This is a genomic window from Tardiphaga robiniae (assembly GCF_013359755.1).
GTDB classification, from domain to species: Bacteria; Pseudomonadota; Alphaproteobacteria; order Rhizobiales; family Xanthobacteraceae; genus Tardiphaga; species Tardiphaga robiniae.
In genome coordinates this window covers 91021-114689 of record NZ_JABMCJ010000082.1, presented here as the reverse complement: position 1 = coordinate 114689, position 23669 = coordinate 91021, and the positions used below count along the sequence as shown (strand labels likewise).

Below are 23669 nucleotides of genomic sequence, written 5' to 3'. Positions count from 1 at the left end.
TGCGCCGGGCCCTTCGTTGTTCAGAAAGTTATCAGCCGGCCTGTAAGCCGGGTTCTGTAGGGCATCGCCGATTTGCACCGGCGATACGTGACGGCCATTCCTCTGGGACCATAGTTGCCTATGGCCTCAAGCAACCTACCCGGACAGCGAGCAAGACATCGCCCCGCAGTGTTATCGCTCAAGGTGAGCGAACTGACTGCTTTGCCGTCCCTATTCGGTTTTGCTCCCGGTGTGGTTTGCCATGCCGTTTCCGTTGCCGGATACGCGGTGCGCTCTTACCGCACCTTTTCACCCTTACCCGCCTTCGCAGCTTGCACTGCTACGGCGTGGCGAGCCCGAAGGCCTGTCGCGCCGAAGTCCCGAAGGGACGTAGGAGGGCGGTTCGTTCTCTGTGGCACTTTCCCTGGGGTCACCCCCGCCGGACGTTATCCGGCACCGTATGTCGATGGAGCCCGGACTTTCCTCTCCCGCAGCCTTTCGACCGTAGCGGGAGCGGCCGTCCAGCCGACTGACGGCACAGGCATGGAGGCTCAGGGCCGTGGCGTCAAGCCAGGAACGCGCGCAGTCTTTGCCAAAATAAATTATCCTGAAGATGTCGTTCTGCTGCCGGTTCGTTCGACTGACCGCATGATCCCGGAAAGTGGCAACCAGTTTTCGGACCCGATCATGCCCATGTCACGGCGAATGCGCCGCTCAAGAGGAGAGAACGCAATGCAGTATCTGCTGATGATCTACCAGAACGAAGCCGAATACGCGAAAATGGACGCCGCCACAGGCAAGAAGATGCTTGAGGAATATGGCGCGTTCACCCAGTCCATCGTCCAGAGCGGCAATTTCAAGGCCGGTGACCGGCTGCAACCGACAACCACAGCGACCACGGTGCAGGTGCGTGACGGCAAGATGCTCACCACCGATGGTCCGTTCGCCGAGACGCGCGAACAGCTCGCTGGTTACTATCTGGTCGACGCCAAGGATCTCGATGCCGCACTGGCGATTGCGGCGCGGATTCCCAGTGCGCGGGTCGGTTCAATCGAGGTGCGGCCGATCTGGGTCTATAACTGACACCATGACGCTGGCCGAAATCGACAGGATCTTTCGCAACGAGGCGGGTCGCGCGCTGGCGACGCTGATCCGCCTCGTCGGCGATTTCGATTTGGCTGAAGATGCGCTGCAGGATGCCTTCGCGGTTGCGCTTGAAAAATGGCCCGCCGCCGAGCCGCCGGAAAATCCGCGTGCGTGGCTTGTCAATGTCGGGCGCAACAAGGCGATCGACCGTGTCAGGCGTCAGGTCTCGTTTCGCGGCAAGCAGGAACAGGTGACGCACGAGCTGTTGCTGAATGCGTGCGCAAATGACGATCGCTGTGATGACGCCGTTCTCGACGACGACATGTTGCGGCTGATTTTCATCTGCTGCCATCCGGCTTTCGCCGTGGAGGTGCAGGTGATGCTGACGCTGCGGACCGTCTGTGGATTGAGCACCGCTCAGGTGGCACGGGCGTTTCTGATCGGCGAAGACGCCATGGCGCAGCGTTTGGTGCGTGCCAAACAGAAGATCCGCATCGCCGGAATTCCCTATGAAGTGCCTGTGCTGGATGCGCTCGAACAGCGCCTGCGCGGCGTGTTGGCCGTGATCTATCTGGTTTTCACCGAAGGCTACGTTGCCACGTCAGGTGACGATCTGATGCGGCCGGACCTGGCGCGGGAAGCAATCCGGCTGGCTCGTTTGCTTGATGCGCTAATGCCGCAGCGACGCGAGATCAAAGGCCTGCTGGCGCTGATGCTGCTGCACGACGCGCGCCGCTCCGGTCGTGCTACGGCGGATGGCGATATCGTGCTGCTGGAAGCGCAGGATCGGTCGCTGTGGGATCACCAACAGATTGCCGAGGGATTGCGGCTGGTCGAGGACGCGTTGCACGCTCCGGGCCGACCCGATGACTATGTGGTGCAGGCCGCGATCGCGGCGCTGCATGCGCAGGCGCCAAGCTATCAAGCCACCGACTGGCCGCAGATCGCCGGGCTCTACGAAGTCCTGCTGCGGATCAGGCCATCGCCGGTGATCGAGCTCAACCATGCCGCCGCGGTGGCCATGGTCGATGGTCCGCTGCGTGCCTTGAATCTGGTCGACGCATTGCAGGCGAGGGGCGGACTCGACGGCTACGATCTGCTGCCGGCCGTGCGCGCCGACCTGTTGCGCCGTCTTGGCCGGCGCGATGCCGCCCGCGATGCGTATCATCGGGCCAGTGCGGCCACACAACTTGAGCCATTGCGTCGGCTTTACGCGCGGCGATTGGCTGAGCTGGACGAGATGACCGATCCGGAGATCTAGGCTGTCGCTTCGCTGGGCAGGCTGGCGAGCAGGGCCTGCAGCGTGGTCAGCGTCGAGTGATCCACGAGACCGTCGACGCGCTCGGGACGGAAATGGCGCTGGAAGGCGGTGACCACTTCCATGGTCGGAGCATTGTACTGGCCATCGGTCTCGATGCCGTAGCCATAGCGCGCCAATGCATGCTGCAGCGCCAGTACGTCGTCGCCTGCAGTGCCGAGTTTCATAGTTTCGCCGCGCACGATCGGCGCCGGCATCACCCAGTGTCCGACGCCCGAATTGGCCAGCGAGTGCCACGGGAATTTTTCGCCGGGATCCTTCTTGCGCGAAGGCGAGACGTCGGAATGACCGAGCACGCGATGCGGCTGCAGGTCATGACGCAGCATGATGCCGCGGCATAGCGCGGTGACGGCGGCGATCTGCCGGCTCGGAAAATCCGGATAGCCCCAGTCATGACCGCGATTGATGATCTCGATGCCGATCGAGCAGGAATTGATGTCCTCTTCGCCGGCCCAGAAACCGACGCCGGCGTGCCAGGCCCGCTTGGCTTCCGGCACCGTCTGCACGATGCGGCCGTCCTCGAGCACGATGTAATGCGCAGAGACATCGGTGCCCGCGCTGCACAGGCGCGCGATCGCGCCTTCCGGATCGGGCATGCCGGTATAGTGCAGCACGATCATATCGGGCACGAGGCCCTTGTTACGCTCACCGAAATTCGGCGACGGGATCACGTCGGAAACGACGGATGAATCCGGGGTAAAGGTCGGCATGTCCGCGGCGCCCTTGGGAATCGGGAGGGCGCGTTGACGCTTGGAGTCGGATCCAGCGGGTGCGGACGTAGGTGAAGCCATCAGAAAACTCAAATCAGTCACGAGAACAGCGACACATATCGGTTGTGCCGCAGGCGCGTACTATCCTCGACCGGCACCTTGCTATGCAACGACTGCATGACAGTTTTGCCCCATTTTTATCCACTGTGGGCTTAAAGCATCAGCACTACGATGAAACCGGCACTTGCAATTGATCGACTGCTCTCCAACCCATCAACGCTTTCTTAACGCTAAGTGCCGTTACTGAGTGGTGAAGAGCCAACCTGAAAAGGGCGGCCAAAGTTCCATTTTGACGTTCAAATCCCATGGCAATCCCGACAAATCCATGCGGACGTCCGGCCTTTCCCGCGCCAAACGCGGGTGGCGCGTCGAATGGAACCCGCAATCGCGCGGCGACCGGGCTTTTCAGGAGGAAAAGCCAGGCGGCGCGCCGACAGTTGAGGCGACATGGGCCTGTTCGTGTCCAGTTTGATTTTGCGCCTCGATGCGAAGGAACGGAACGCGCTGTCTGCACGCCTCCGGCCGGCGCGCGCATGAGCACGCCCGATACAAGACATATCTCCGTTCTCGGCGTTGAAGCCGTCGACATGCTGAGCCCGCGCGCCGGTGGAATTTATGTCGATGCCACATTCGGCGCAGGCGGCTATTCCCGCGCCATTCTCGCGACCGAGGGAACCCGCGTCATCGCCATCGATCGCGACCGGACGGCCATCGCCGGTGGTTTCGATCTGGTCGACGCGTCTGACGGTCGTCTCACGTTGGTCGAGGATCGCTTCTCCAATCTCACCGATGTGTGTGCCGCCCAGGGCGAGCCGCTCGTCGATGGCGTCGTGATGGATGTCGGCGTCTCGTCGATGCAGATCGATCAGGCCGAACGCGGCTTCTCGTTTCGTTTCGACGGCCCGCTCGACATGCGCATGAGCCAGCACGGGCCGACCGCGGCCGATGTGGTGGCGAAGGCCTCCGAGGCCGATCTCGCCAATATCATCTATATCTTCGGCGAGGAACGGCATTCCCGCTCTGTTGCGCGCGCGATCGTCGCGGCGCGCAAGGAAGCTGACATCGAAACGACGAAACAGCTCGTCGATATCGTGCAGAAGGTCGTGTGGGCCAAGCCCGGCGAAATCCATCCGGCGACGCGCACGTTCCAGGCGCTGCGCATCTTCGTCAATGCAGAGCTCGACGAACTCCACACTGCGCTCGCCGCTGCCGAGCGCGTGCTGAAGCCGGGTGGCCGGCTGTCGGTGGTCTCGTTCCATTCGCTGGAAGACCGCATCGTCAAGAATTTCATGACCGAACGCAGCAAGACCGGCGGCGGATCGCGGCATCTGCCGGAGGTCGCGCAATCCCGTCCGCGCTTCTCGCTCGTCAACAAGCGCCCGATCACTGCTGGCGATGAAGAACTCAAGGCCAATCCGCGCGCGCGCTCTGCGAAGCTGCGCGGCGCCGAGCGCACCGATGCGCCGGCACAGGATGCCGGCCCGTTGCCGGGCTGGCCGACGCTTGCCTCTGTGATGAGGGGAGGCTGACCATGCGGATCATCCACCTTCTCGTCATCGCCGTTCTCGTCTTCGCCGCCGCCTATGTCTATCGCATCAAGATGGAATCCACGGTGCGCACCGAGAAGGTGCTGCGCCTGCATGCCGATATTCGCGAACAGCGCGATGCGATCGCGTCGTTGCGTGCCGAATGGGCCAAGCTGGATGCGCCGATGCGGCTGCAGGGTCTGGCCGAACGTCATCTCAAGCTGCAGCCGGTGACGGCGCAGCAATTCGACACGATGAAGAATCTGCCGGATCGGCCGCCGAACTTTGCCAAGCCCGGTGAGCCAGATCCGATCGGCGCGATGATCCATACCATCGATCCGGATATCGTGACCGGCTCGCTGCCGGCGCCGGAGGATCCGCAGTGACAGGTCCGCAACTCGACCCGAACAAACCGATTACCCGGCCGCCGGAGCCCTGGCGCCAGCGTCTGATCCGCAGCCTGCTCTACGGGCGCAACGTCGATCGTGCGGCGAAGGCACGCGCGCGCGTCGGTCTTGCGATGATCGCGTTCGGCGGCGTGTACGGCATCATTGCCGTGCGCCTGATCATGTTCGCCGTCAACGGCGACACCCATGCGGAGCGCCGCTCCACGCGTGACGCTATCGCCACTGCACGTCCCGATATCGTCGACCGCAACGGCGCGATCCTGGCGACCGACGTCAAGTCACCATCGCTGTTCTCGGAACCTCGCCGCATCATCGACAAGGACGAAGCGGTCGAATTGCTCACTGGCGCATTGCCCGATCTCGACGGCGCCGAAGTGCGCGAGCGGATCATGAGCAAGAAGGGCTTTGCCTGGCTGAAGCGCGAGATCACGCCGCAGCAGCAGCGCGACATTCATCGCCTCGGCATTCCCGGCATCGGCTTCCTGCGCGAGAACAAGCGCGTCTATCCGAGCGGCGCGGCGGTCTCGCATCTGATTGGCCTCACCAATATCGACAACCAGGGCATTGCCGGCATCGAGAAATGGCTCGACAGCAATGGCCTCGCGGATCTGCATCGCGCGGGCTTCGCCTCCGATCGTCTGCAGAAGCCGGTCGAACTCGCCGTCGACCTGCGCGTTGAACATGCGCTGCGTGACGAACTGCTCAAGGCGAAGGCGAAGTACAGCGCCAAGGCGGCGTCGGGTCTGGTGTCGAACGTGAAGACCGGCGAGATCGTCGCGATGGTCTCGCTGCCTGACTTCGATCCGAACAATCCGAAGGAAGCGCACGATCCCGATCGCATCAATCGCCTGACCACCGGCGTCTATGAAATGGGCTCGACCTTCAAGACGCTGACGCTGGCGATGGCGCTGGACAGCGGCAAGGCCAATCTCAATACGATGTATGACGCGCGCTATCCGCTCAGCTACGGCAAGTTCAAGATCCACGACACCCATCCGGTGCCGCGTCCGATCTCGCTCACCGAAGTCTTCACTTTTTCGTCAAACGTCGGTGCTGCGAAGATCGCGCTCGGGCAGGGTGTCGAAGCGCACAAGGCGTTCCTGAAGAAAGTCGGCCAGCTCGATCGCTTGCGGACGGAATTGCCTGAGAGCGCGATGCCGATCGTGCCGAAACGCTGGGGTGAACTGAACACCATCACCATCGCATTCGGTCACGGCATGGCCGTGGCGCCGCTGCAGGCGGTGATGGGCGTCAATGCGATGATCAATGGCGGGTTGCTGATCCCGCCGACCTTCCTGAAGCGCACCGAAGAGGAAGCGCGGGAGATCGGCAAGCGCGTCATCAAGAAAGAGACCAGCGACAAGGTGCGTTACATGATGCGCCTGAATGCCGAGACCGGTTCGGCGCGGCAGGCCGAAGCCAGGGCCAAGGGTTACTATCTCGGCGGCAAGACCGGCACGGCCGAGAAGGTCGTCAACGGCCGCTATTCCAAGAAGCAGGTGCTGAATTCCTTTACCGCCGTGCTGCCGATGGACAATCCGCAATTCCAGGTTCTGGTGATGCTGGACGAGCCGAAGGCGCTGCCGGAAACCCATGGTTTCATCACCTCGGGCTGGAATGCGGTGCCGACGGGGGGCAATGTGATCGCCCGTATCGCGCCGCTTTTGGGGCTAGAGCCGCGCTTCGATCTGGCGCCGTCCGACCGCCTTATTCTTGCGACATCCAAGGTGACTCAGTAACGCCGCATCTGCGCTTTACAGCCGGTGCAAAATGCGGTTTGCGTGGCGTTGCGGAACCCGATGTGTCCCTCGATCTGGCCTGCCCGGAGCAGCATGAAACTACGCGATTTGTTCAACCCTGATGCCGTGATGGAGCAGTCCGTAAGGGACGTCACCGTCACCGGACTGGCTGTGGACAGCCGCGCAGTGAAACAGGGCGATCTGTTCTTTGCACTCGCCGGTGCCAAGACCGACGGTTCGCGTTTCATCGCACAGGCACTGGCGTCAGGTGCCGTCGCCGTCGCCGGTGCCCACAAGCCCGACGATCTGTCCGTACCCTTCGTGCGCACGCCCAATCCGCGCCTTGCGCTGGCTCTGGCCGCCGCCAAATTCTATCCGCGCCAGCCTGCGGTCATCGCCGCCGTCACGGGGACATCAGGCAAGACGTCGGTTGCGTCCTTTGCGCGCGAGATCTGGGGGCGCCTCGGATATGCCTCCGCAAGCATCGGCACCATCGGTCTCGTGTCGCCGAAGCGCACCGTCTATGGCTCGCTGACCACGCCGGATCCGATCTCGCTGCACCAGCAGATCGACGAGATCACCGGTGAGGGCGTGACCCATCTCGCGCTCGAAGCGTCGTCCCATGGCCTCGATCAGTTCAGACTTGACGGCGTGCGGGTCTCTGCCGCCGGCTTCACCAATCTGTCGCGCGATCACATGGACTACCATCCGGACGTCGCGCATTATCTCAGTGCCAAGCTGCGGTTGTTTCTGAATCTCGTCATTGAGGGCGGCGTCGCCGTGATCGCCGCCGATCACGAGCACTCGCCGCAAGTGATCCATGCCGCGCAATCGCGCCACCTGCGCCTGATGAAAGTCGGTCGCAAGGGCGATGGCACAGGCGAGGGTATTCGCCTTGTGGACGCCACGGTCGAAGGCTTCGCGCAGAAACTCACACTTGAGCATCGCGGCAAGAGCCATCAGATCAAGCTGCCACTGGTCGGTGAATTCCAGATCGAGAACGCGCTTGTTGCGGCCGGTCTCGTGATCGGTACCGGCGGTGATGTCGATCAAACCTTCGCCGCGCTCGAACATCTCCAAGGCGCGAAGGGGCGTCTCGAGCAGGTCGGTGCGCACAACGGCGCGCCGGTCTTCGTCGATTACGCGCACAAGCCTGATGCGCTCGCGAAAGCACTGCAGGCGCTGCGTCCCTATGCCAAGCGCAAGCTCGTCGTGGTGTTCGGCGCTGGCGGCGACCGCGATGCCGGCAAGCGGCCGCTGATGGGCGAGATCGCCGCCGAAAATGCCGACAGTGTGATTGTCACCGACGACAATCCGCGCAGCGAAGATCCAGCAACGATCCGCGCGGCAATCATGGCGGCTGCGAAGGGCGCCATTGAAATCAGTGATCGCGCCGAAGCCATTCGCGTGGCTGTCGAAGGTCTGCAGCCCGGCGATGCCCTGCTGATCGCCGGCAAGGGCCACGAGACCGGACAGATCGTTGGTACCCGCACGCTACCTTTCAGCGATCACGAGGCCGCCGCAGCGGCGCTTGCCAAGAGGACTGCATGAGCGAGTTTCTTTGGACATCGGCCGCGATGGTCGAGGCAATGCGCACCACGACACAAGGCGCGCTGCCGGAAGGCATCACCGGCATCTCCATCGATACCCGCACCATCAAGCGGGGCGAGGCATATTTCGCGATCAAGGGCGATGTGCATGACGGCCACGCCTTCGTCGAGGCCGCGCTGAAAGCCGGCGCAGGATTGGCCGTCGTCGAAACCGCGCAGCGCGACAAGTTTCCCGCCGATGCGCGCCTGCTGGTGGTCGACGACGTGCTCGCAGCGCTCGTCGAACTCGGCATCGCGTCGCGCGCACGTCTGAAAGCGCCGATCATCGCAATCACCGGTTCGGTCGGCAAGACCTCGACCAAGGAAGCGCTGCGCCGCGTGCTGGAAGCGCAGGGCAAGACGCATGCCTCGGTCGCGTCGTTCAACAATCACTGGGGCGTGCCGCTGACGCTGGCGCGCTGTCCGGCCGATGTACGTTTCGCGATCTTCGAGATCGGCATGAACCATGCCGGCGAAATCGAGACGCTGGTGAAGATGGTCCGACCGCATTACGCCGTCATCACCACCGTCGAGCCGGTGCATCTGGAATTCTTCGCCGGTGTCGAAGCGATCGCGGATGCGAAAGCCGAAATCTTTTTGGGGCTTGAGCCCGATGGCGTCGCGATCCTCAATCGCGACAATGCGCAATTCGCGCGGTTGCAGAAGAGCGCCAAGAAGGCAGGCGTCTCGCGCATCGTCTCGTTCGGTGCCGACCAGAAGGCTGAGGCGCGGTTGCTCGACGTCTCATTGCACCCAACCTGCTCGGCGGTGCACGCCAATATCCTCGGCCATGATGTCACCTACAAGCTCGGTATGCCCGGCCGCCACATGGCAATGAATTCGCTGGCGGTGCTGGCGGCAGCCGAATTGATGGGCGCCGATCTCGTTCATGCCGCGCTGACGCTGTCGCAGGTCGTGCCCGCTGTGGGCCGCGGCGCTCGCCATGTGCTCGAAGTGCCAAGCGGCGAGGCGACGCTGATTGATGAGAGCTACAATGCCAATCCGGCTTCGATGGCGGCCGCCATCAACGTGCTGGGTGCTGCAGCAGTCGGGCCAAAGGGCCGCCGTATCGCTGTGCTCGGCGACATGCTCGAACTCGGCGCCGATGGCGCGAAACTTCATGCCGGGCTGCTGGAGGCGGTGCAGTCCAACGGTATCGATCTGGTATTTTGCTGTGGTCCCCTGATGCGCAACCTTTGGGATGCCCTTTCCACGGGCAAGCGGGGCGGCTATGCCGGAGATGCGGCGGCGCTCGAATCGCAGGTGCTGGCCGCGATCCGCGCCGGTGACGCCATCATGGTCAAGGGCTCGCTCGGCTCGAAGATGAAACCGATTGTCTCCGCGCTCGAAAAGCGCTTTCCCGGCAACGCCGCGCTCGACGACGCCGCGGTATAGGGCGGACTGAATGTTCTACTGGCTGATCGACTTCGCGGGCACCGTGCCGGTGTTCAACGTGTTCCGCTACATCACCTTCCGCACCGGCGGCGCAGTGGTCACCGGCGCACTGTTCGTGTTCCTGTTCGGACCTTGGATCATCGACAATCTGCGTCTGCGCCAGGGCAAGGGCCAGCCGATCCGCACTGACGGCCCGCAGTCGCATCTGGTCAAGGTGGGCACGCCGACCATGGGCGGGCTGATGATCCTGTCCGGCCTCGTGGTCTCCACGCTGCTCTGGGCCAATCCGCGCAATCCCTATGTTTGGATCGTGCTGGCGGTTACCCTCGGCTTCGGCTTCGTCGGTTTCTATGACGACTATCTCAAAGTGACCAAGCAGAGCCACAAGGGCTTTGCCGGCCGCACACGCCTTATGATCGAATTCATCATCGCGGGTGCCGCCTGTTTCGCCTTCGTCAAGCTCGGCCGCGATCCGCTGTCCTCCTCGCTGGTGATCCCGTTCCTCAAGGACGTGATCGTGAATTTCGGCTGGTTCTTCGTGCTGTTCGGCGCCTTCATCGTCGTCGGCGCCGGCAATGCCGTGAACCTCACTGACGGTCTCGACGGCCTCGCCATCGTGCCGGTGATGATCGCGTCTGCCTCGTTCGGCATGATCGCCTATCTCGCCGGCAATGCGGTGTTCTCCGATTACCTGCAGATCAACTATGTCGCGGGCACCGGCGAACTCGCTGTGCTCTGCGGCGCGGTACTCGGGGCAGGGCTCGGCTTTCTCTGGTTCAACGCGCCGCCCGCGTCGATCTTCATGGGCGATACCGGCTCGCTGGCATTGGGCGGCATGCTCGGCTCTATCGCGGTGGCCGTGAAGCATGAGATCGTGCTCGCGGTGATCGGCGGCCTGTTCGTGCTCGAAGCCGTATCGGTGATCGTGCAGGTCACCTCGTTCAAGCTCACCGGCAAGCGCGTGTTCCGGATGGCGCCGATCCATCACCACTTCGAGCAGAAGGGCTGGACCGAACCGCAGATCGTCATTCGCTTCTGGATCATCTCGGTGATGCTGGCGCTGGTCGGCCTCTCCACGCTGAAGCTGCGGTGATCTCGTGATCCCCGTCACCTCATTCGCCGGCAAGACCGTCGCCGTCTTCGGCCTCGGTGGCTCCGGCCTCGCATCCTGCCACGCGCTGCAGGCGGGCGGCGCCGAAATCATCGCCTGTGACGACTCGATCGACAGAATGGTCCAGGCCACGCAGGCCGGTTTCATCACCGCCGATCTGCGCACGGTGGCATGGGGCAGTTTTGCGGCTCTGATCCTGACGCCCGGTGTGCCGCTGACGCATCCGGCGCCGCACTGGACGGTGGTTGCGGCGAAGGCAGCAGGCGTCGAGGTCATCGGCGACATCGAACTGTTCTGCCGCGAACGCAAGCTACACGCACCCGATGCGCCTTTCGTTGCCATCACCGGCACCAATGGCAAATCGACGACGACGGCGCTCGTTGCGCATCTGATGCGCGAGGCCGGTTTCGATACGCAGATGGGCGGCAATATCGGCACCGCGATCCTGTCGCTGGAGCCGCCGCGCGCCGGCCGCGTCCATGTGATCGAGATGTCGTCCTATCAGATCGATCTCACGCCCTCGCTCGATCCCTCGGTCGGCATCCTGCTGAACGTCACGCCCGATCATATCGATCGTCACGGCACATTGGCGCACTACGCTGCGGTGAAGGAGCGTCTCGTCGCCGGCGTGCAGGCGGGCGGCACCGCCATCATCGGGGTCGACGACGACTGGTGCAGCAAGGCCGCGGATCGCATCGAACAATCCGGCAAGCGCGTGGTGCGCGTCTCCGTCGAACATCCGCTGGCCGATGGCCTCACCATCCGTGGCAGCACCATCGTGCGCAATGCCGGCGGCGCGCAGAGCGATGTCGTCGATATCGCTGGTATCGGCTCGCTGCGCGGATTGCATAATGCGCAGAACGCCGCCTGTGCCTCGGCCGCAGCGCTGGCGCTCGGCGTCAGCCCGGCCGTGCTGCAGAAGGGCCTGCGCAGCTTTCCCGGTCTTGCCCATCGCATGGAGCAGGTCGGGCGTCAGGGCACGACGTTGTTTGTCAACGACTCCAAGGGCACCAATGCGGACGCTGCAGCGAAGGCGCTGTCGTCGTTCAACGACATCTTCTGGATCGCCGGTGGCAAGCAGAAGGAGGGCGGCATCACTTCGCTCGCCGAATTCTTCCCGCGCATCCGCGGCGCCTATTTGATCGGCGAGGCGGCGAGCGACTTCGCGCGTACGCTGGACGGCAAGGTGCCGTATGAGATCAGCGTCAGTCTCGACGTCGCGGTCGCCAATGCCGCGCGCGATGCCGCGGAAGCCGGGCTCGCGGAACCCGTCGTGCTGCTGTCGCCGGCTTGTGCGTCATTCGACCAGTTCCGCAATTTCGAAATCCGTGGCGACCGGTTCCGGGAACTGGTGCTGGCGCTGGATGGGGTGAGGGCGGTTTAAGGCGCGATCTTCACGAACCAGTATCAGCCGACGTGTTCTGGCTCAGTCGAGGGAATATCACGCGGCTGTTAGGAGCCAACAGTCGAGGTCATTTGATCGCACCGTGCAGGGGGCGTTGATGATTGAGCCGTCGGATGATCGCAAGGACACGTCGCCGCTGATCGCAGAGATCGCCGAATTTATTCGGCATCATGCGACGGGCTCGATCCTCCGCGTCGGGATCGATGGCGTGGATGGTGTAGGAAAGACGGTGTTCGCGGACACGCTCGCGCGTGTAATCGGCACGCTCGGACGGCCCGTTATCCGCGCCTCCGTGGACAGCTTTCATAACACGCGCGAGATCCGATACCGGCAGGGGAAAACCTCTCCACGTGGCTTTTACGCGAACTCCTACAATTATGTTGAGTTGCGGAAAGTACTGCTCGATCCTCTCGGACCCGGCGGCTCACGCGTCTATTGCCCTGCCATCTTCGATCACACCGTGAACGCCCCGGTCGCCGCTTGCTGGTCGATTGCCGATCTCGATGCTGTCCTCGTCTTCGATGGCATTTTTCTGCACCGCCCGGAACTCAGGGACGTCTGGGACCTGTCGATTTTTCTGGATGCGGCATTCGCCATCACCATCCCGCGCGGCGCCGGTCGCGGCCCCGGATACGGATCGGCTGATGTGGATGCCGCGTCCAACCGGCGTTATATCGAAGGCCAGCGCCTGTATCTGCAAGAGAACGACCCGCAAAACCGCGCGAATCTCGTCATCGACTATTCCGATTTCACGCACCCTGCAGTCACAGCCCGCCGCTGGCCGCCCTGAATGGGGCCAAATTTTCACAATCCATTAACCGTCTGGCAACCACGATGGCCCATCGATAGGAGTTCATCGACCCGCAGGACGCGCTTATGATCTCTCGCGAACAACGCACACCGCTCAGCGAATGGTGGTGGACCGTGGACCGCTTGCTGCTGGCGGCGATCATCGCGCTGATGCTGGCCGGGGTGATCCTGTCGCTGGCGGCCTCGCCGCCGGTGGCGACCCGCATCGGGCTCGATCCGTTCCACTTCTTCAATCGCCACATCCTGTTCCTGGTGCCGTCGATTATCGTGCTGATCGGCGTGTCCTTCATGACGCCGCGGCAGATCCGCCGCTCGGCTCTGGTCGTGTTCGCGATTTCCATCGTGCTGATCCTGGCGACGCTGCTGATCGGGCCGGAAGTGAAAGGCGCCAAGCGCTGGATCACCATTCTCGGCATTAACATCCAGGCGTCGGAATCCGCCAAACCGGCTTTCGTCGTCATCGCCGCCTGGCTGTTCTCGGAGTCCGCGCGCAAGCCGGAGATGCCGGCGACCTCCATGGCCATTGTCCTGCTGATGATGCTGGTGTCGCTGCTGGTGATGCAGCCTGACTTCGGCCAGACCATGCTGATCCTGATGGCCTGGGGTTCGCTGTTCTTCATCGCCGGCATGCGCATGGTCTGGGTGTTCGGCCTCGGCGCCACCGCGGCAGGTGGACTCTTGATGGCTTACTTCCTGGTGCCGCACGTGGCCGGCCGTATCAAACGCTTCATGGACCCCGCCTCGGGCGACACGTTCCAGGTCGATACCGCGATGGAAGCGTTTTCGAATGGCGGCTGGTTCGGCCTCGGGCCGGGCGAGGGCATCGCCAAGCGCAGCCTGCCGGACAGCCACACCGACTTCGTCTTCGCAGTCGGCGCCGAGGAGTTCGGCATCCTGTTGTGTCTCGCCGTGCTCTGCCTGTTCGCCTTCATCGTGATCCGTGCGATGTCGCGCGCCTATGCCACCGAAGATCTGTTCTCGCGCTTTGCGGCCTCGGGCCTCGCGATCCTGTTCGGCGTGCAGGCGGCGATCAACATGGCGGTCAATCTGCATCTGATCCCCGCCAAGGGCATGACGCTGCCCTTCATCTCCTATGGCGGCTCGTCGATGATCTCGCTGGCTTACAGCGTCGGCATGCTGCTCGCTTTGACGCGGATGCGCCCGCGCACCGAAGTCGAGGCGATCGACGCCCACGTCGCGCGCACTTACGCGTGATGAGTACCGCGCCCCTCATATTGCTGGCGGCGGGCGGCACCGGCGGACATCTGTTTCCGGCGGAAGCGCTCGGCGTCGCGCTGATGAAGCGCGGGCTGCGCGTCCGGCTCGTCACCGATGCGCGGGCGCTGAAATATAGCGGGCTGTTTTCGCGCGAGATGATCGATGTGGTGCCGAGCGAGACGGTGCGCTCCCGCAATCCCATCTCGCTGGCACGCACCGCGATCATGCTCGCTGCTGGCACCGCGATGGCGCTGAACCTGATGCGCAGCCTGAAGCCCGCAGCGGTAATCGGCTTCGGTGGCTATCCGACTGTGCCGCCACTGTTTGCCGCGCGTCTGTTCGGCATTCCCACCCTCATTCACGATTCTAACGCCGTCATGGGCCGCGCCAACCGCATGCTGTCCGGCAAGGTCAGCGCGATCGCGACGTCGTTGCCCGGTGTGCTCGACCGCGATCCCGAATTGTCGAAGAAGACCACCACCACGGGCACGCCGATGCGCCCGGCGATCCTCGCCGCTGCTGCCGTCCCCTATGCCGCGCCGGATCTCACCGGGCCATTCCGCTTGCTTGTCGTCGGCGGCAGCCAGGGCGCGCGCATCATGGCCGATATCGTGCCGCCGGCGATCGAGCGTCTCGAACCGGCGCTGTGGAATCGCCTCGTGCTGACGCAGCAGGTGCGCGACGAAGACATGAGCCGCGTGCGTGCGGTCTATGACAAGCTCAAGATCAAGGCCGAACTCGCGCCGTTCTTCAGCGATCTCCCCGCGCGTCTCGCGTCAGCCCAACTCGTCATCTCGCGTTCCGGTGCGGGCACCGTCGCCGAACTCGGGGCCATCGGTCGGCCGTCCATTCTGGTGCCGCTGCCCGGCGCGCTCGATCAGGATCAGTTCGCCAATGCTGGCGTGCTTGCGGACGCCGGCGGTGCGCTTCGTATTGCGCAGGCCGATTTCACGCCGGATCGCCTGGCGGCGGAAATCTCCGCGCTGGCTGGCGAGCCAGCGCGGCTAACTGCAATGGCATCTGGTGCGCGCAAGGTCGGCAAGCTCGATGCCGCAGAGCGGCTGGCGGATCTGGTTGCCAAGGTCGCGAAGATTTAGGTCATCGGTTCTGCTACACGTCGTCCCCACGCGGTTCGCCGGGGGGACAATGAGCGGAGAGCATCTTTCTGATATTCCGATGACGCACCGCGAGATCGCGCAGGCTGCGCTCAGGGCGACCGTCGGTTCTGCAACCATCGATTCCATCCGGCCGATTCCGGGTGGCGTCTCGGGCGCGCTCGTCTATCGAGTAGCCGCCGGCGATCGCCGCTACGTATTGCGCATGGAGGGGGCCGCAAGTCCGCTGCGTAATCCGCACCAATATACGTCGATGCGCATCGCCGCACAGGCAGGGATCGCGCCGCGGCTGCACTATGTGGATGAGACCGCACGTGTCGCGGTGATGGACTTCATCGTCGAACAGCCTCTGCAGTCCTATCCCGGCGGTCCCCACGCTTTGGCGCAGGCGCTGGGAGGAATGCTGCGGCGCCTGCAGGGCACGCCAAGGTTCGGGCGCTTCGTCGATTATCCGGATATTACCGCCCGGCTGTGGGCCCATGTCTGCCGCACAAACCTGTTTGCGCCCGGCGTGCTCGATGCCCACACGCAGCGTCTGGCAGACCTCCGTAGCGCCTATACGTGGAATAGCGACGAGGCGGTTTCCAGCCACAATGATATCCTGCCGCGCAACCTTCTGTTCGATGGCGAGCGTCTGTGGCTGGTCGATTGGGAGTCGGCCTATTGCAACGATCCCGTCGTCGACATGGCGACCATGCTCGATAATTTTGCGCCGTCACTTGAACTCGAAGAGGTGCTTTTGCAGGCATGGCTCGGTCACCCGCCCGATCGCGGCCTGCGCGATCGTCTCGAATTGACGCGCGCGCTCACCCGTCTGTTTTATGCGGGCGTCCAGTTCAGCGCCGTAGCGACCGCGTCCCGCTTGGTGCCGGACACGGATCTCTCGGCTCCTACACTTGCGGAATTCCAGCAGGCCTTGCGCGATGGGCGGCTGGCGCCCGACGCGTTGGAGACCAGGCATCTGCTTGGAAAGATGTATCTCGCTGCATTTTTCACGGGCGAGAAACCGCCGGGGCTGCCTCCGCCGATCAGTGCCTTTCAAGTGACGGGCACAGCGGAGGCATGACGACGAGATGCTGAAACGCTACAGCCTCACGGTCTCCACCAGATAATCCAGAAACGCCCGCACGCGCGCCGGCAACTGGCCGCCATGGCCGACGAACACCGCGTGGATCGGTTCGATGTCACCGGGGTTGAACGCTTCAAGCACCGGCACCAGCCGCCCGGCTTTGATATCGGCCTCGACGTGAAAGCGTGCCAGTCGCGCGAGCCCCATGCCGGCGACGGCGAGGTGCTGCATCGCTTCGCCGTCGCTGACGAGGGCATTGCCTGACGGCATCACGGCGATTGTCTCGCCGCCGATCTTGAACGGCCAGCCGTTTTCCCACTTGGCGAAGCCGAAGCGCAGCAGATTATGGTCAGCGAGATTATCCGGCGTCTTGGGTGTGCCGCGCTCTTTGAGATAGTCCGGCGCGGCAACCACCACCATCCGGCTCTCGCCGAGTTTGCGCGCCAACAGTCGTGACTCGCGCATCAAACCAACGCGAATGGCGACATCGGCGCGCTCTTCCAGGAGATCCACCACGAGATCCGTCAGAACGACCTCGACCTTGATGTCCGGATAGCGCTTAGCGAAATCCGGCAGCAGCGGCAGCAGGAGACGCAGGCCGAAGGGCACGCTGGTATTGACGCGCAGCAGGCCGCTCGGTGTGGCGCCGATGGCGGCCTCGCGTTCGGCCGCGCTGATCTCGTCGAGAATGCGTAGTGCGCGCTCGTAGAAAGCACTGCCTTCGGGGGTCAGTTGCAGCTTGCGCGTCGAGCGGTTGATCAGCCGCACGCCGAGCCGTGCTTCCAGCCGCGCCACCAGTTTGCTGACGGCAGAGGGGGTCATCCGGAAGGCCCGCGCCGCGGTCGAAAAACCGCCGAGCTCGACCACGCGGGTGAACACTTCCATCTCGCCGGAGCGGTTGACGTCCAGTCGTGACATCTGGCTTCAATCTATTGAGTGAATTCAATTCACAAATATTGTGCCTATGCCACGTCTATCTCATCAATGTCAGGAGGTCCACATCTCCCGTCATCGGGCAATTGGCCCGCTTCACCCACGGGACACGGTCATGCCTCTCGCACTCTACGCGCTCACCGCCGGCGCCTTCGGAATCGGCGTCACAGAATTCGTCATCATGGGTCTCCTGATCGAGGTCGGCGGCGACCTCGGCGTGTCGATCCCGGCTGCGGGGCTGCTGATCTCCGGCTACGCGCTGGGTGTCGTGCTCGGCGCCCCGATCATGACCATCGCCACCAGTCGCTGGCCGCGCAAGACCGTGCTGCTGGTGCTGATGGGCATCTTTACGCTCGGCAATCTCGCTTGCGCCCTGGCGCCGGATTACTGGAGCCTGATGGCGGCACGCGTGCTCACGGCTTTCGCGCATGGCACCTTCTTCGGTGTCGGCTCGGTGGTGGCGACCACGCTGGTGGCGCCGGACAAAAAGGCCTCGGCCATCGCCATCATGTTCACCGGTCTGACTGTGGCGAATATTCTCGGCGTGCCATTCGGTACCTGGCTGGGGCAGGGGTTTGGCTGGCGCGCGACCTTCTTCTCTGTGACTGCCGTTGGCGTCGCCGCCTTCGCGATCATCGCGCTGTTCGTGCCGCAAGATAAGGAAAAGCCCGCGCCGTCGAATCTGAAACAGGATCTCGCGGTGCTCGGGCGTCCGCAGGTGCTGCTTGGCCTGCTCACTACGGTGCTGAGCTGGATTGGTGTGTTCGCGCTGTTCACCTACATCGCGCCAATCCTGACCCGGCTGGCCGGCTTTTCGGAGACCGCGGTGTCGCCGATCCTGCTGGTGTTCGGTGGCGGGCTGGTGGTTGGCAATCTGGTCGGCGGACGGCTCGCCGACCGCTGGCTGCTGCCGACGGTGCTGGGCAGCCTCGCTGCGCTGGCGGTGGTGCTATTCCTGATGACCTTCGCCGTTCACAGCCAGATCGCCGTGGTGGCATTCGTGGCGCTGCTCGGCGCCGTGGGCTTCGCCACCGTGCCGCCGTTGCAGATGTGGGTGCTGGAAAAGGCCCATGGCGCTGGCCAGAGCCTCGCCTCGAGCTTCAACATCGCGGCGTTCAATCTCGGCAACGCCATCGGCGCCTGGCTCGGCGGTGCGGTGATCGATCATGGCGGGCTCGGCTCGGTGCCGTGGGTCGCTGCATTGGCGCCGCTGGCGGCGCTCGGTGTGGCGCTTTGCGCAATCCGTCTCGACAGAGCGCGGGTGCCGGTTCCCGCGCCGGCGGAGTAGGAGCGCGGGCGGGATTCGCCTGATCCGCAAGCCAAATTTCCGTCTTTTTCGTCATGGCCGGGCTTGTCCCGGCCATCCACGTCTGTTTGAAGGAGTCATCTGCTCGAACGAGCTTGGATGCCCGGACGTCCAGCGAAGCTCGCTTCGCGCTGCCCGGACATGATGGAACATAGAGACGCCCCATGAGACTGCCGCGCGAAATCGGACCCATTCACTTTGTCGGTATCGGCGGCATCGGCATGAGCGGCATCGCCGAGGTGCTGTGCAATCTCGGCTACACCGTGCAGGGCTCGGACGCTTCCGAAAGTGCCAATGTCAATCGTCTGCGCGAAAAAGGCATCACCATCCATGTCGGCCACAAGGCCGATAACGTGTCGGGCGCCGACGTGCTCGTCGTCTCCACGGCGATCAAGCGCGACAATCCGGAACTGATGGCCGCGCGCGCGCAGCGCATTCCGGTGGTGCGCCGCGCCGAGATGCTCGCCGAGCTGATGCGCTTGAAGAGCTGCGTGGCCATCGCCGGCACCCATGGCAAGACCACGACGACCTCGATGGTAGCCGCATTGCTCGATGCCGGCGAACTCGATCCCACCGTCATCAATGGTGGCATCATCAATGCCTATGGCACCAATGCGCGGCTCGGCGCCGGTGAATGGATGGTGGTGGAGGCCGACGAGAGCGACGGCACCTTTCTGAAGCTGCCGGCCGATGTCGCCATCGTCACCAATGTGGATCCCGAACATCTCGATCACTTCAAGACCTTCGATGCCGTGCAGGATGCGTTCCGCCACTTTGTCGAGAACGTGCCGTTCTACGGCTTCGCTGTCATGTGCATCGATCACCCCGTGGTGCAGAGCATCGTCGGCAAGATCGAGGATCGCCGCATCATCACTTACGGGCAGAACCCGCAGGCCGATGCGCGGCTCGTTGACCTCAAGCCCGCCAATGGCGGCTCGTCCTTCAAGGTAGCGTTCCGCGATCGCAAGGCCGGCACTGCGCATGAGATCGATAATCTGCTGCTGCCGATGCCGGGTCGTCACAACGCACTGAATGCCACGGCGGCGATTGCCGTCGCGCATGAACTCGGCATGTCCGATGAGGCGATCCGCAAGGCCATCGCCGGCTTCGGCGGTGTCAAGCGCCGCTTCACCAAGACCGGCGAGTGGAACGGCGTCACCATCATCGACGACTACGGCCATCATCCCGTGGAGATTTCCGCCGTGCTGCGTGCCGCGCGTGAAAGCACCGCGGGCAAGGTCATCGCCGTGGTGCAGCCGCATCGCTACACGCGCCTGCAGTCGCTGTTTGAGGAATTCTGTACCTGCTTCAACGACGCCGACACCGTGATCGTCGCCGACGTCTATCCCGCCGGCGAAGCACCGATCGAGGGCATCGACCGCGACAACTTCGTGCTTGGCCTGCGCGCCCACGGCCATCGCGAGGTGATTCCGCTGCAGGAGTCCGCGGCGCTTGCAGGTCTCGTGGCTGGCGTTGCAAAGAGCGGCGATACGGTGGTGTGTCTCGGCGCCGGCAACATCACGCAATGGGCTTACGCATTGCCGGGCGAATTGAAGGCGCTGGGGTAGGGATTGTTGATGTTTGATATCGGCATCGCAACACACACCGCTGCGCTCCCTCCCCCCTTGCGGGGGAGGGTCGGGGAGGGGGGTAACCCCGAGCGACGGCGCCTGCGGCTTACCCCCCTCCCGGCGCTACGCGCCACCCTCCCCCGCAAGGGGGGAGGGGGCACACTTCGCACCGTGCAAAACACGCTATGACCTTCCCCGACATCACCCCCTCACTAAAATCTGCGATGCCCGATCTGCGCGGGCGCCTGCTCGCGAACGAGTCCCTGGCGCCACTGACATGGTTTCGTGTCGGCGGTCCGGCGCAGGTGTTGTTCACGCCAGCCGATGAAGACGATCTCGCTTACTTCCTGTCGAAGCTGCCCAGCGACATTCCCGTCACCGTCGTCGGCGTCGGCTCCAATCTCATCGTGCGCGATGGCGGGCTCAACGGCGTCGTCATTCGCCTGAGCCCGCGCGGCTTCGGCGCAACATCCGCCGATGGCGACATTGTCAGCGCCGGCACGGCTGCGCTCGACAAGCGCGTGGCGGAGACGGCGGCGGCGGCGAATGTCGGCGGGCTGGAATTCTACTTCGGCATTCCCGGCTCGATCGGCGGCGCGCTGCGCATGAACGCGGGCGCCAATGGCGACGAGACCAAGGATGTACTGATCGAGGCCACCGCCATCGGCCGCGATGGCACGAAACATGTTTTCGACAATGCCGGCATGGCGTTCGTCTATCGCAATTCCGGTGTCTCACCGTCGATCATTTTCACGTCAGCGAAATTCCGCGGAGCTGTGACGGAGCCCTCAGCCATTCGCGCGCGGATGGACGAGGTGCAGGCGCATCGCGAGACCGCGCAGCCGATCCGCGAAAAGACCGGCGGGTCCACGTTCAAGAACCCGCCAGGGCACAGCGCGTGGAAGCTGGTCGATGCCGCCGGCTGCCGCGGTTTGCGTGTCGGCGGGGCGCAGGTGTCGGAAATGCACTGCAATTTCCTGATCAACACCGGCGATGCCACGGCCACCGATATCGAAACGCTCGGCGAGACCGTGCGCGCGCGCGTGCTGGCGCAGTCGGGCATCGACCTGCATTGGGAAATCAAGCGGATCGGCGTCGCGCCGTAACACGATATGTCTGACGCGTTTCCTTAACGCGAACCGGCACCACTTCGCTCGGAAACGCTTGGGCTGCTATTTCGGCGGTGGCGGTAGTGCCGACGCCGGTCCGGCCTCGCTGATGCTCAGCAGATTTTCCAGTGGCGCAGGGGCGACGCGGAAGGCGCCGTCGAACGGATGCTCCTGAAGCGCGATAATGCCGAGAGCGACGATGGCACCGCTGGCGAACACCGTGAGCGCCGCGAGCATGGCCCGCGGACGTTCCAGATGAACCAGCGCCAGCGCCAGTTGTGTGATCAGCCCGAGCAGCAGGACCGATGTCCATTTCAGATCGTTGGTGTGGTCGGTCGACAGGCTGAGCCGGTCATTGCGCGCGGTCCCGGCGCGGATCGAGGCGCCCATCAGCGCCCCATGCACCGTGTTGCTGGCATCGCGCGTGATGGCGGGATCGCTGATTTCGCGCAGCAGGCTGTCATAGGCCACATCGGTGCGCGGCGACTTCAGGCCGAGGAGCATTGCCGGCCATTCCTCCGTCACTTCCGATGTCACATAGGCCTTCAGCGCAGCGCGTATGTTGGACATGTCGGTGACCGATGCCACGCTCAGCGTATGGATGTTGCGCAACTCCCCGGCCTCGATCTGAACGGCGCGGACGGCCTGGCGGTTGCGGTCGCCGACGTCGCTGGCAAGGAAGCCCGTGAGCAGGCCGAACAGGATGGCCACCGAGGAAAAGAAAGGCGCGACGATGCCGTGGATGGACCGCAGCCGCATCGACAGCAGCCGGCTGGAGGTCAGCCCCACGAGGATCAGTGCGACGCCGTAATAGATGGTGCCCAGCGTCGCGAAGATGCCGAAGGTAGAGAGTTCGAGCCAGGCTCTGATCATCAGGTTACTTCCATGTCACCGCGGGGCGGGCTCGCAAAACCGCCTCCAACAAGGCATTATATGACTCGGCTAGCGTGATGCTATTGCCTTGCGGCAAAGGCGCGATTCGCGGATGGGTTCGGAGACGACATAATGACGGAGCAGGCGAGACCTCAGCGGATCACCATCATGTTTGGTGGCCTGAACAAGGAGCGTCTGGTGTCGGTGGCCTCCGCACAGGCCCTGCACAGCGCGTTGCCCGATGCGGATCTGTGGTTCTGGGATGCCGACGACCGCGTCTACGAGACGTCGGGCACGGCGCTGCTCTCCCATGATCGTCCGTTCGAGGATTCGTTCAAGCCCGGTGGCAGCAGCATCGGCGTGCTGACGCAGGCGCTCGACAAGGCCCAAGCCGAGAACCGTGTGCTGGTGCTCGGCATGCATGGCGGCGCCGCGGAGAATGGTGAGCTGCAGGTGATGTGCGAAATGCGCGGCATCCCGTTCACCGGTTCCGGCTCAGCATCATCCAATCTGTCTTTCGACAAGGTCGGCGCCAAGCGCTTCGCGGCCATCGCAGGCGTGCCCATCGCGGCGGGTGTCGCATTGAACGACATGGAAGCCGCGCTCGCCGAATACGGCAAGCTGATCGCCAAGCCCGCACGTGACGGATCGAGCTACGGCCTGATGTTCGTCAATGCGAAGCAGGATCTCGTTGCTGTGCGCAATGCGGCCAGGACCGAGGACTATGTGATTGAGCCGTTCGTCGCCGGCGTCGAGGCGACCTGCGCCGTGCTCGAGGAGGCCGATGGCTCGCTGATCGCATTGCCGCCGATCGAGATCATTCCGGCCGATGGCGGTTTCGATTACGAGGCGAAGTATCTCGCCAAATCGACGCAGGAGATCTGCCCCGGGCGTTTCACGCCGGAGGTTTCAGCGGCGATCATGGATTTCGCGGTGAAGGCGCACCGCGCGATGTCGTGCCGCGGCTATTCGCGGTCGGACTTCATCGTGTCGGCCAAAGGCCCAGTCTATCTGGAGACCAACACGCTCCCGGGTCTGACCAAAGCTTCGCTCTATCCCAAAGCGCTGAACGCGCAGGGGATCAGTTTCGTGGATTTTTTGAACGGCCAGATCGAGCTCGCGGTGAAACGGGCAGGCGGCTAACCAGCCAGTTATCTCACTCCGTCATGGCCGGGCTTGTCCCGGCCATCCACGCCTTACTTCGCTGCGAAGACGTGGATGCCCGGCACAAGGCCGGGCATGACGGAGTTTCAACCGCGAGCGTTGCCGCAACCCGATCCCCCGCGTTAATTCCGGCAACCCCGCGATGCCGGCCATGAAGCTGCCGCAGTTCCCTCGGG

20 protein-coding genes and 1 other RNA gene are annotated in these 23669 nt (G+C 63.6%); 17 read left to right on the top strand and 4 right to left on the bottom strand.

What is annotated here, in order from left to right; translation table 11 throughout:
* Positions 1 to 27 precede the first annotated feature (27 nt).
* Positions 28 to 512, bottom strand: an RNA gene (gene rnpB / locus HP556_RS12390) — RNase P RNA component class A.
* A gap of 199 nt (positions 513 to 711) precedes the next feature.
* Here rnpB and HP556_RS12385 point away from each other — a divergent pair.
* Positions 712 to 1062, top strand: coding sequence for a YciI family protein (locus tag HP556_RS12385; RefSeq protein WP_068732310.1), 351 nt, complete (start codon positions 712 to 714; stop codon positions 1060 to 1062).
* Between the two features lie 4 nt (positions 1063 to 1066).
* A complete protein-coding gene (locus tag HP556_RS12380) occupies positions 1067 to 2326 on the top strand; it encodes an RNA polymerase sigma factor (protein ID WP_175367188.1) in 1260 nt (419 codons plus the stop codon).
* Here HP556_RS12380 and HP556_RS12375 read toward each other — a convergent pair.
* Complete coding sequence (locus HP556_RS12375) at positions 2323 to 3174, bottom strand: N-acetylmuramoyl-L-alanine amidase (RefSeq protein ID WP_175367187.1); 852 nt, start codon at positions 3172 to 3174, stop codon at positions 2323 to 2325. The genes HP556_RS12380 and HP556_RS12375 overlap by 4 nt on opposite strands.
* A 512-nt stretch (positions 3175 to 3686) precedes the next feature.
* On the opposite strand from HP556_RS12375, the gene rsmH reads away from it, so the two are divergent.
* The 11 genes from rsmH to HP556_RS12320 all read left to right on the top strand — a co-directional run bounded on the left by rsmH (position 3687) and on the right by HP556_RS12320 (position 16534).
* Entirely contained in the window at positions 3687 to 4682 is a 996-nt protein-coding gene (rsmH, locus tag HP556_RS12370; protein ID WP_175367186.1) for a 16S rRNA (cytosine(1402)-N(4))-methyltransferase RsmH, read from the top strand.
* A gap of 2 nt (positions 4683 to 4684) precedes the next feature.
* On the top strand, positions 4685 to 5065 hold the full coding sequence (gene ftsL, locus HP556_RS12365; RefSeq protein WP_089267351.1) for a cell division protein FtsL: 381 nt from the start codon (positions 4685 to 4687) through the stop codon (positions 5063 to 5065).
* Positions 5062 to 6825, top strand: a complete 1764-nt coding sequence (locus HP556_RS12360) for a peptidoglycan D,D-transpeptidase FtsI family protein (protein WP_231077580.1) — start codon at positions 5062 to 5064, stop codon at positions 6823 to 6825. The genes ftsL and HP556_RS12360 overlap by 4 nt, the downstream gene beginning before the upstream one ends.
* 93 nt (positions 6826 to 6918) lie before the next feature.
* On the top strand, positions 6919 to 8376 hold the full coding sequence (locus HP556_RS12355; protein WP_175367185.1) for a UDP-N-acetylmuramoyl-L-alanyl-D-glutamate--2,6-diaminopimelate ligase: 1458 nt from the start codon (positions 6919 to 6921) through the stop codon (positions 8374 to 8376).
* The gene (locus tag HP556_RS12350) at positions 8373 to 9809 is read left to right on the top strand and encodes a UDP-N-acetylmuramoylalanyl-D-glutamyl-2,6-diaminopimelate--D-alanyl-D-alanine ligase (protein ID WP_175367184.1); all 1437 of its coding nucleotides are present in this window, start codon (positions 8373 to 8375) and stop codon (positions 9807 to 9809) included. The genes HP556_RS12355 and HP556_RS12350 overlap by 4 nt, the downstream gene beginning before the upstream one ends.
* Positions 9810 to 9819: 10 nt before the next feature.
* On the top strand, positions 9820 to 10902 hold the full coding sequence (gene mraY / locus HP556_RS12345) for a phospho-N-acetylmuramoyl-pentapeptide-transferase (RefSeq protein WP_093760528.1): 1083 nt from the start codon (positions 9820 to 9822) through the stop codon (positions 10900 to 10902).
* Between the two features lie 4 nt (positions 10903 to 10906).
* Complete coding sequence (gene murD / locus HP556_RS12340; protein WP_175367183.1) at positions 10907 to 12304, top strand: UDP-N-acetylmuramoyl-L-alanine--D-glutamate ligase; 1398 nt, start codon at positions 10907 to 10909, stop codon at positions 12302 to 12304.
* Between the two features lie 118 nt (positions 12305 to 12422).
* Complete coding sequence (locus tag HP556_RS12335) at positions 12423 to 13115, top strand: nucleoside/nucleotide kinase family protein (protein WP_210269165.1); 693 nt, start codon at positions 12423 to 12425, stop codon at positions 13113 to 13115.
* 86 nt (positions 13116 to 13201) lie between these two features.
* Positions 13202 to 14350, top strand: coding sequence for a putative lipid II flippase FtsW (gene ftsW / locus HP556_RS12330; RefSeq protein ID WP_175367182.1), 1149 nt, complete (start codon positions 13202 to 13204; stop codon positions 14348 to 14350).
* The gene (gene murG, locus HP556_RS12325; protein WP_175367181.1) at positions 14347 to 15450 is read left to right on the top strand and encodes an undecaprenyldiphospho-muramoylpentapeptide beta-N-acetylglucosaminyltransferase; all 1104 of its coding nucleotides are present in this window, start codon (positions 14347 to 14349) and stop codon (positions 15448 to 15450) included. The genes ftsW and murG overlap by 4 nt, the downstream gene beginning before the upstream one ends.
* Positions 15451 to 15529: 79 nt before the next feature.
* The gene (locus HP556_RS12320; protein ID WP_175367180.1) at positions 15530 to 16534 is read left to right on the top strand and encodes a phosphotransferase; all 1005 of its coding nucleotides are present in this window, start codon (positions 15530 to 15532) and stop codon (positions 16532 to 16534) included.
* An 18-nt stretch (positions 16535 to 16552) separates the two neighbouring features.
* Here HP556_RS12320 and HP556_RS12315 read toward each other — a convergent pair whose 3' ends face one another.
* Positions 16553 to 17455, bottom strand: a complete 903-nt coding sequence (locus HP556_RS12315; protein WP_175367179.1) for a LysR family transcriptional regulator — start codon at positions 17453 to 17455, stop codon at positions 16553 to 16555.
* 130 nt (positions 17456 to 17585) lie between these two features.
* On the opposite strand from HP556_RS12315, the gene HP556_RS12310 reads away from it, so the two are divergent.
* The 3 genes from HP556_RS12310 to murB all read left to right on the top strand — a co-directional run bounded on the left by HP556_RS12310 (position 17586) and on the right by murB (position 21453).
* Positions 17586 to 18758, top strand: coding sequence for an MFS transporter (locus HP556_RS12310; RefSeq protein WP_175367178.1), 1173 nt, complete (start codon positions 17586 to 17588; stop codon positions 18756 to 18758).
* Positions 18759 to 18940: 182 nt separating this feature from the next.
* A complete protein-coding gene (gene murC, locus HP556_RS12305; RefSeq protein WP_068734093.1) occupies positions 18941 to 20344 on the top strand; it encodes a UDP-N-acetylmuramate--L-alanine ligase in 1404 nt (467 codons plus the stop codon).
* Positions 20345 to 20532: 188 nt separating this feature from the next.
* Positions 20533 to 21453 (top strand): UDP-N-acetylmuramate dehydrogenase, encoded by a 921-nt coding sequence (gene murB, locus HP556_RS12300; protein ID WP_175367177.1) that lies wholly within the window; start codon positions 20533 to 20535, stop codon positions 21451 to 21453.
* 66 nt (positions 21454 to 21519) lie between these two features.
* On the opposite strand, the gene HP556_RS12295 is transcribed toward murB, so the two are convergent.
* Entirely contained in the window at positions 21520 to 22329 is an 810-nt protein-coding gene (locus HP556_RS12295) for a bestrophin-like domain (protein ID WP_175367176.1), read from the bottom strand.
* Between the two features lie 132 nt (positions 22330 to 22461).
* Here HP556_RS12295 and HP556_RS12290 point away from each other — a divergent pair, with 132 nt between their 5' ends.
* Entirely contained in the window at positions 22462 to 23472 is a 1011-nt protein-coding gene (locus HP556_RS12290; protein WP_175367175.1) for a D-alanine--D-alanine ligase family protein, read from the top strand.
* Positions 23473 to 23669: the final 197 nt, after the last annotated feature.

Excerpts from the sequence above, each read along its gene's own strand:
- HP556_RS12335 (WP_210269165.1), top strand. The coding sequence starts at position 12,423 with ATGATTGAGCCGTCGGATGATCGCAAGGACACGTCGCCGCTGATCGCA.
- mraY (WP_093760528.1), top strand. The coding sequence starts at position 9,820 with ATGTTCTACTGGCTGATCGACTTCGCGGGCACCGTGCCGGTGTTCAAC.
- HP556_RS12290 (WP_175367175.1), top strand. The coding sequence starts at position 22,462 with ATGACGGAGCAGGCGAGACCTCAGCGGATCACCATCATGTTTGGTGGC.
- HP556_RS12350 (WP_175367184.1), top strand. The coding sequence starts at position 8,373 with ATGAGCGAGTTTCTTTGGACATCGGCCGCGATGGTCGAGGCAATGCGC.
- HP556_RS12295 (WP_175367176.1), bottom strand. The coding sequence starts at position 22,329 with ATGATCAGAGCCTGGCTCGAACTCTCTACCTTCGGCATCTTCGCGACG.
- HP556_RS12315 (WP_175367179.1), bottom strand. The coding sequence starts at position 17,455 with ATGTCACGACTGGACGTCAACCGCTCCGGCGAGATGGAAGTGTTCACC.
- ftsW (WP_175367182.1), top strand. The coding sequence starts at position 13,202 with ATGATCTCTCGCGAACAACGCACACCGCTCAGCGAATGGTGGTGGACC.
- murC (WP_068734093.1), top strand. The coding sequence starts at position 18,941 with ATGAGACTGCCGCGCGAAATCGGACCCATTCACTTTGTCGGTATCGGC.
- HP556_RS12310 (WP_175367178.1), top strand. The coding sequence starts at position 17,586 with ATGCCTCTCGCACTCTACGCGCTCACCGCCGGCGCCTTCGGAATCGGC.
- HP556_RS12355 (WP_175367185.1), top strand. The coding sequence starts at position 6,919 with ATGAAACTACGCGATTTGTTCAACCCTGATGCCGTGATGGAGCAGTCC.
- HP556_RS12375 (WP_175367187.1), bottom strand. The coding sequence starts at position 3,174 with ATGGCTTCACCTACGTCCGCACCCGCTGGATCCGACTCCAAGCGTCAA.
- rsmH (WP_175367186.1), top strand. The coding sequence starts at position 3,687 with ATGAGCACGCCCGATACAAGACATATCTCCGTTCTCGGCGTTGAAGCC.
- HP556_RS12385 (WP_068732310.1), top strand. The coding sequence starts at position 712 with ATGCAGTATCTGCTGATGATCTACCAGAACGAAGCCGAATACGCGAAA.
- HP556_RS12380 (WP_175367188.1), top strand. The coding sequence starts at position 1,067 with ATGACGCTGGCCGAAATCGACAGGATCTTTCGCAACGAGGCGGGTCGC.
- ftsL (WP_089267351.1), top strand. The coding sequence starts at position 4,685 with ATGCGGATCATCCACCTTCTCGTCATCGCCGTTCTCGTCTTCGCCGCC.
- HP556_RS12320 (WP_175367180.1), top strand. The coding sequence starts at position 15,530 with ATGACGCACCGCGAGATCGCGCAGGCTGCGCTCAGGGCGACCGTCGGT.
- murB (WP_175367177.1), top strand. The coding sequence starts at position 20,533 with ATGACCTTCCCCGACATCACCCCCTCACTAAAATCTGCGATGCCCGAT.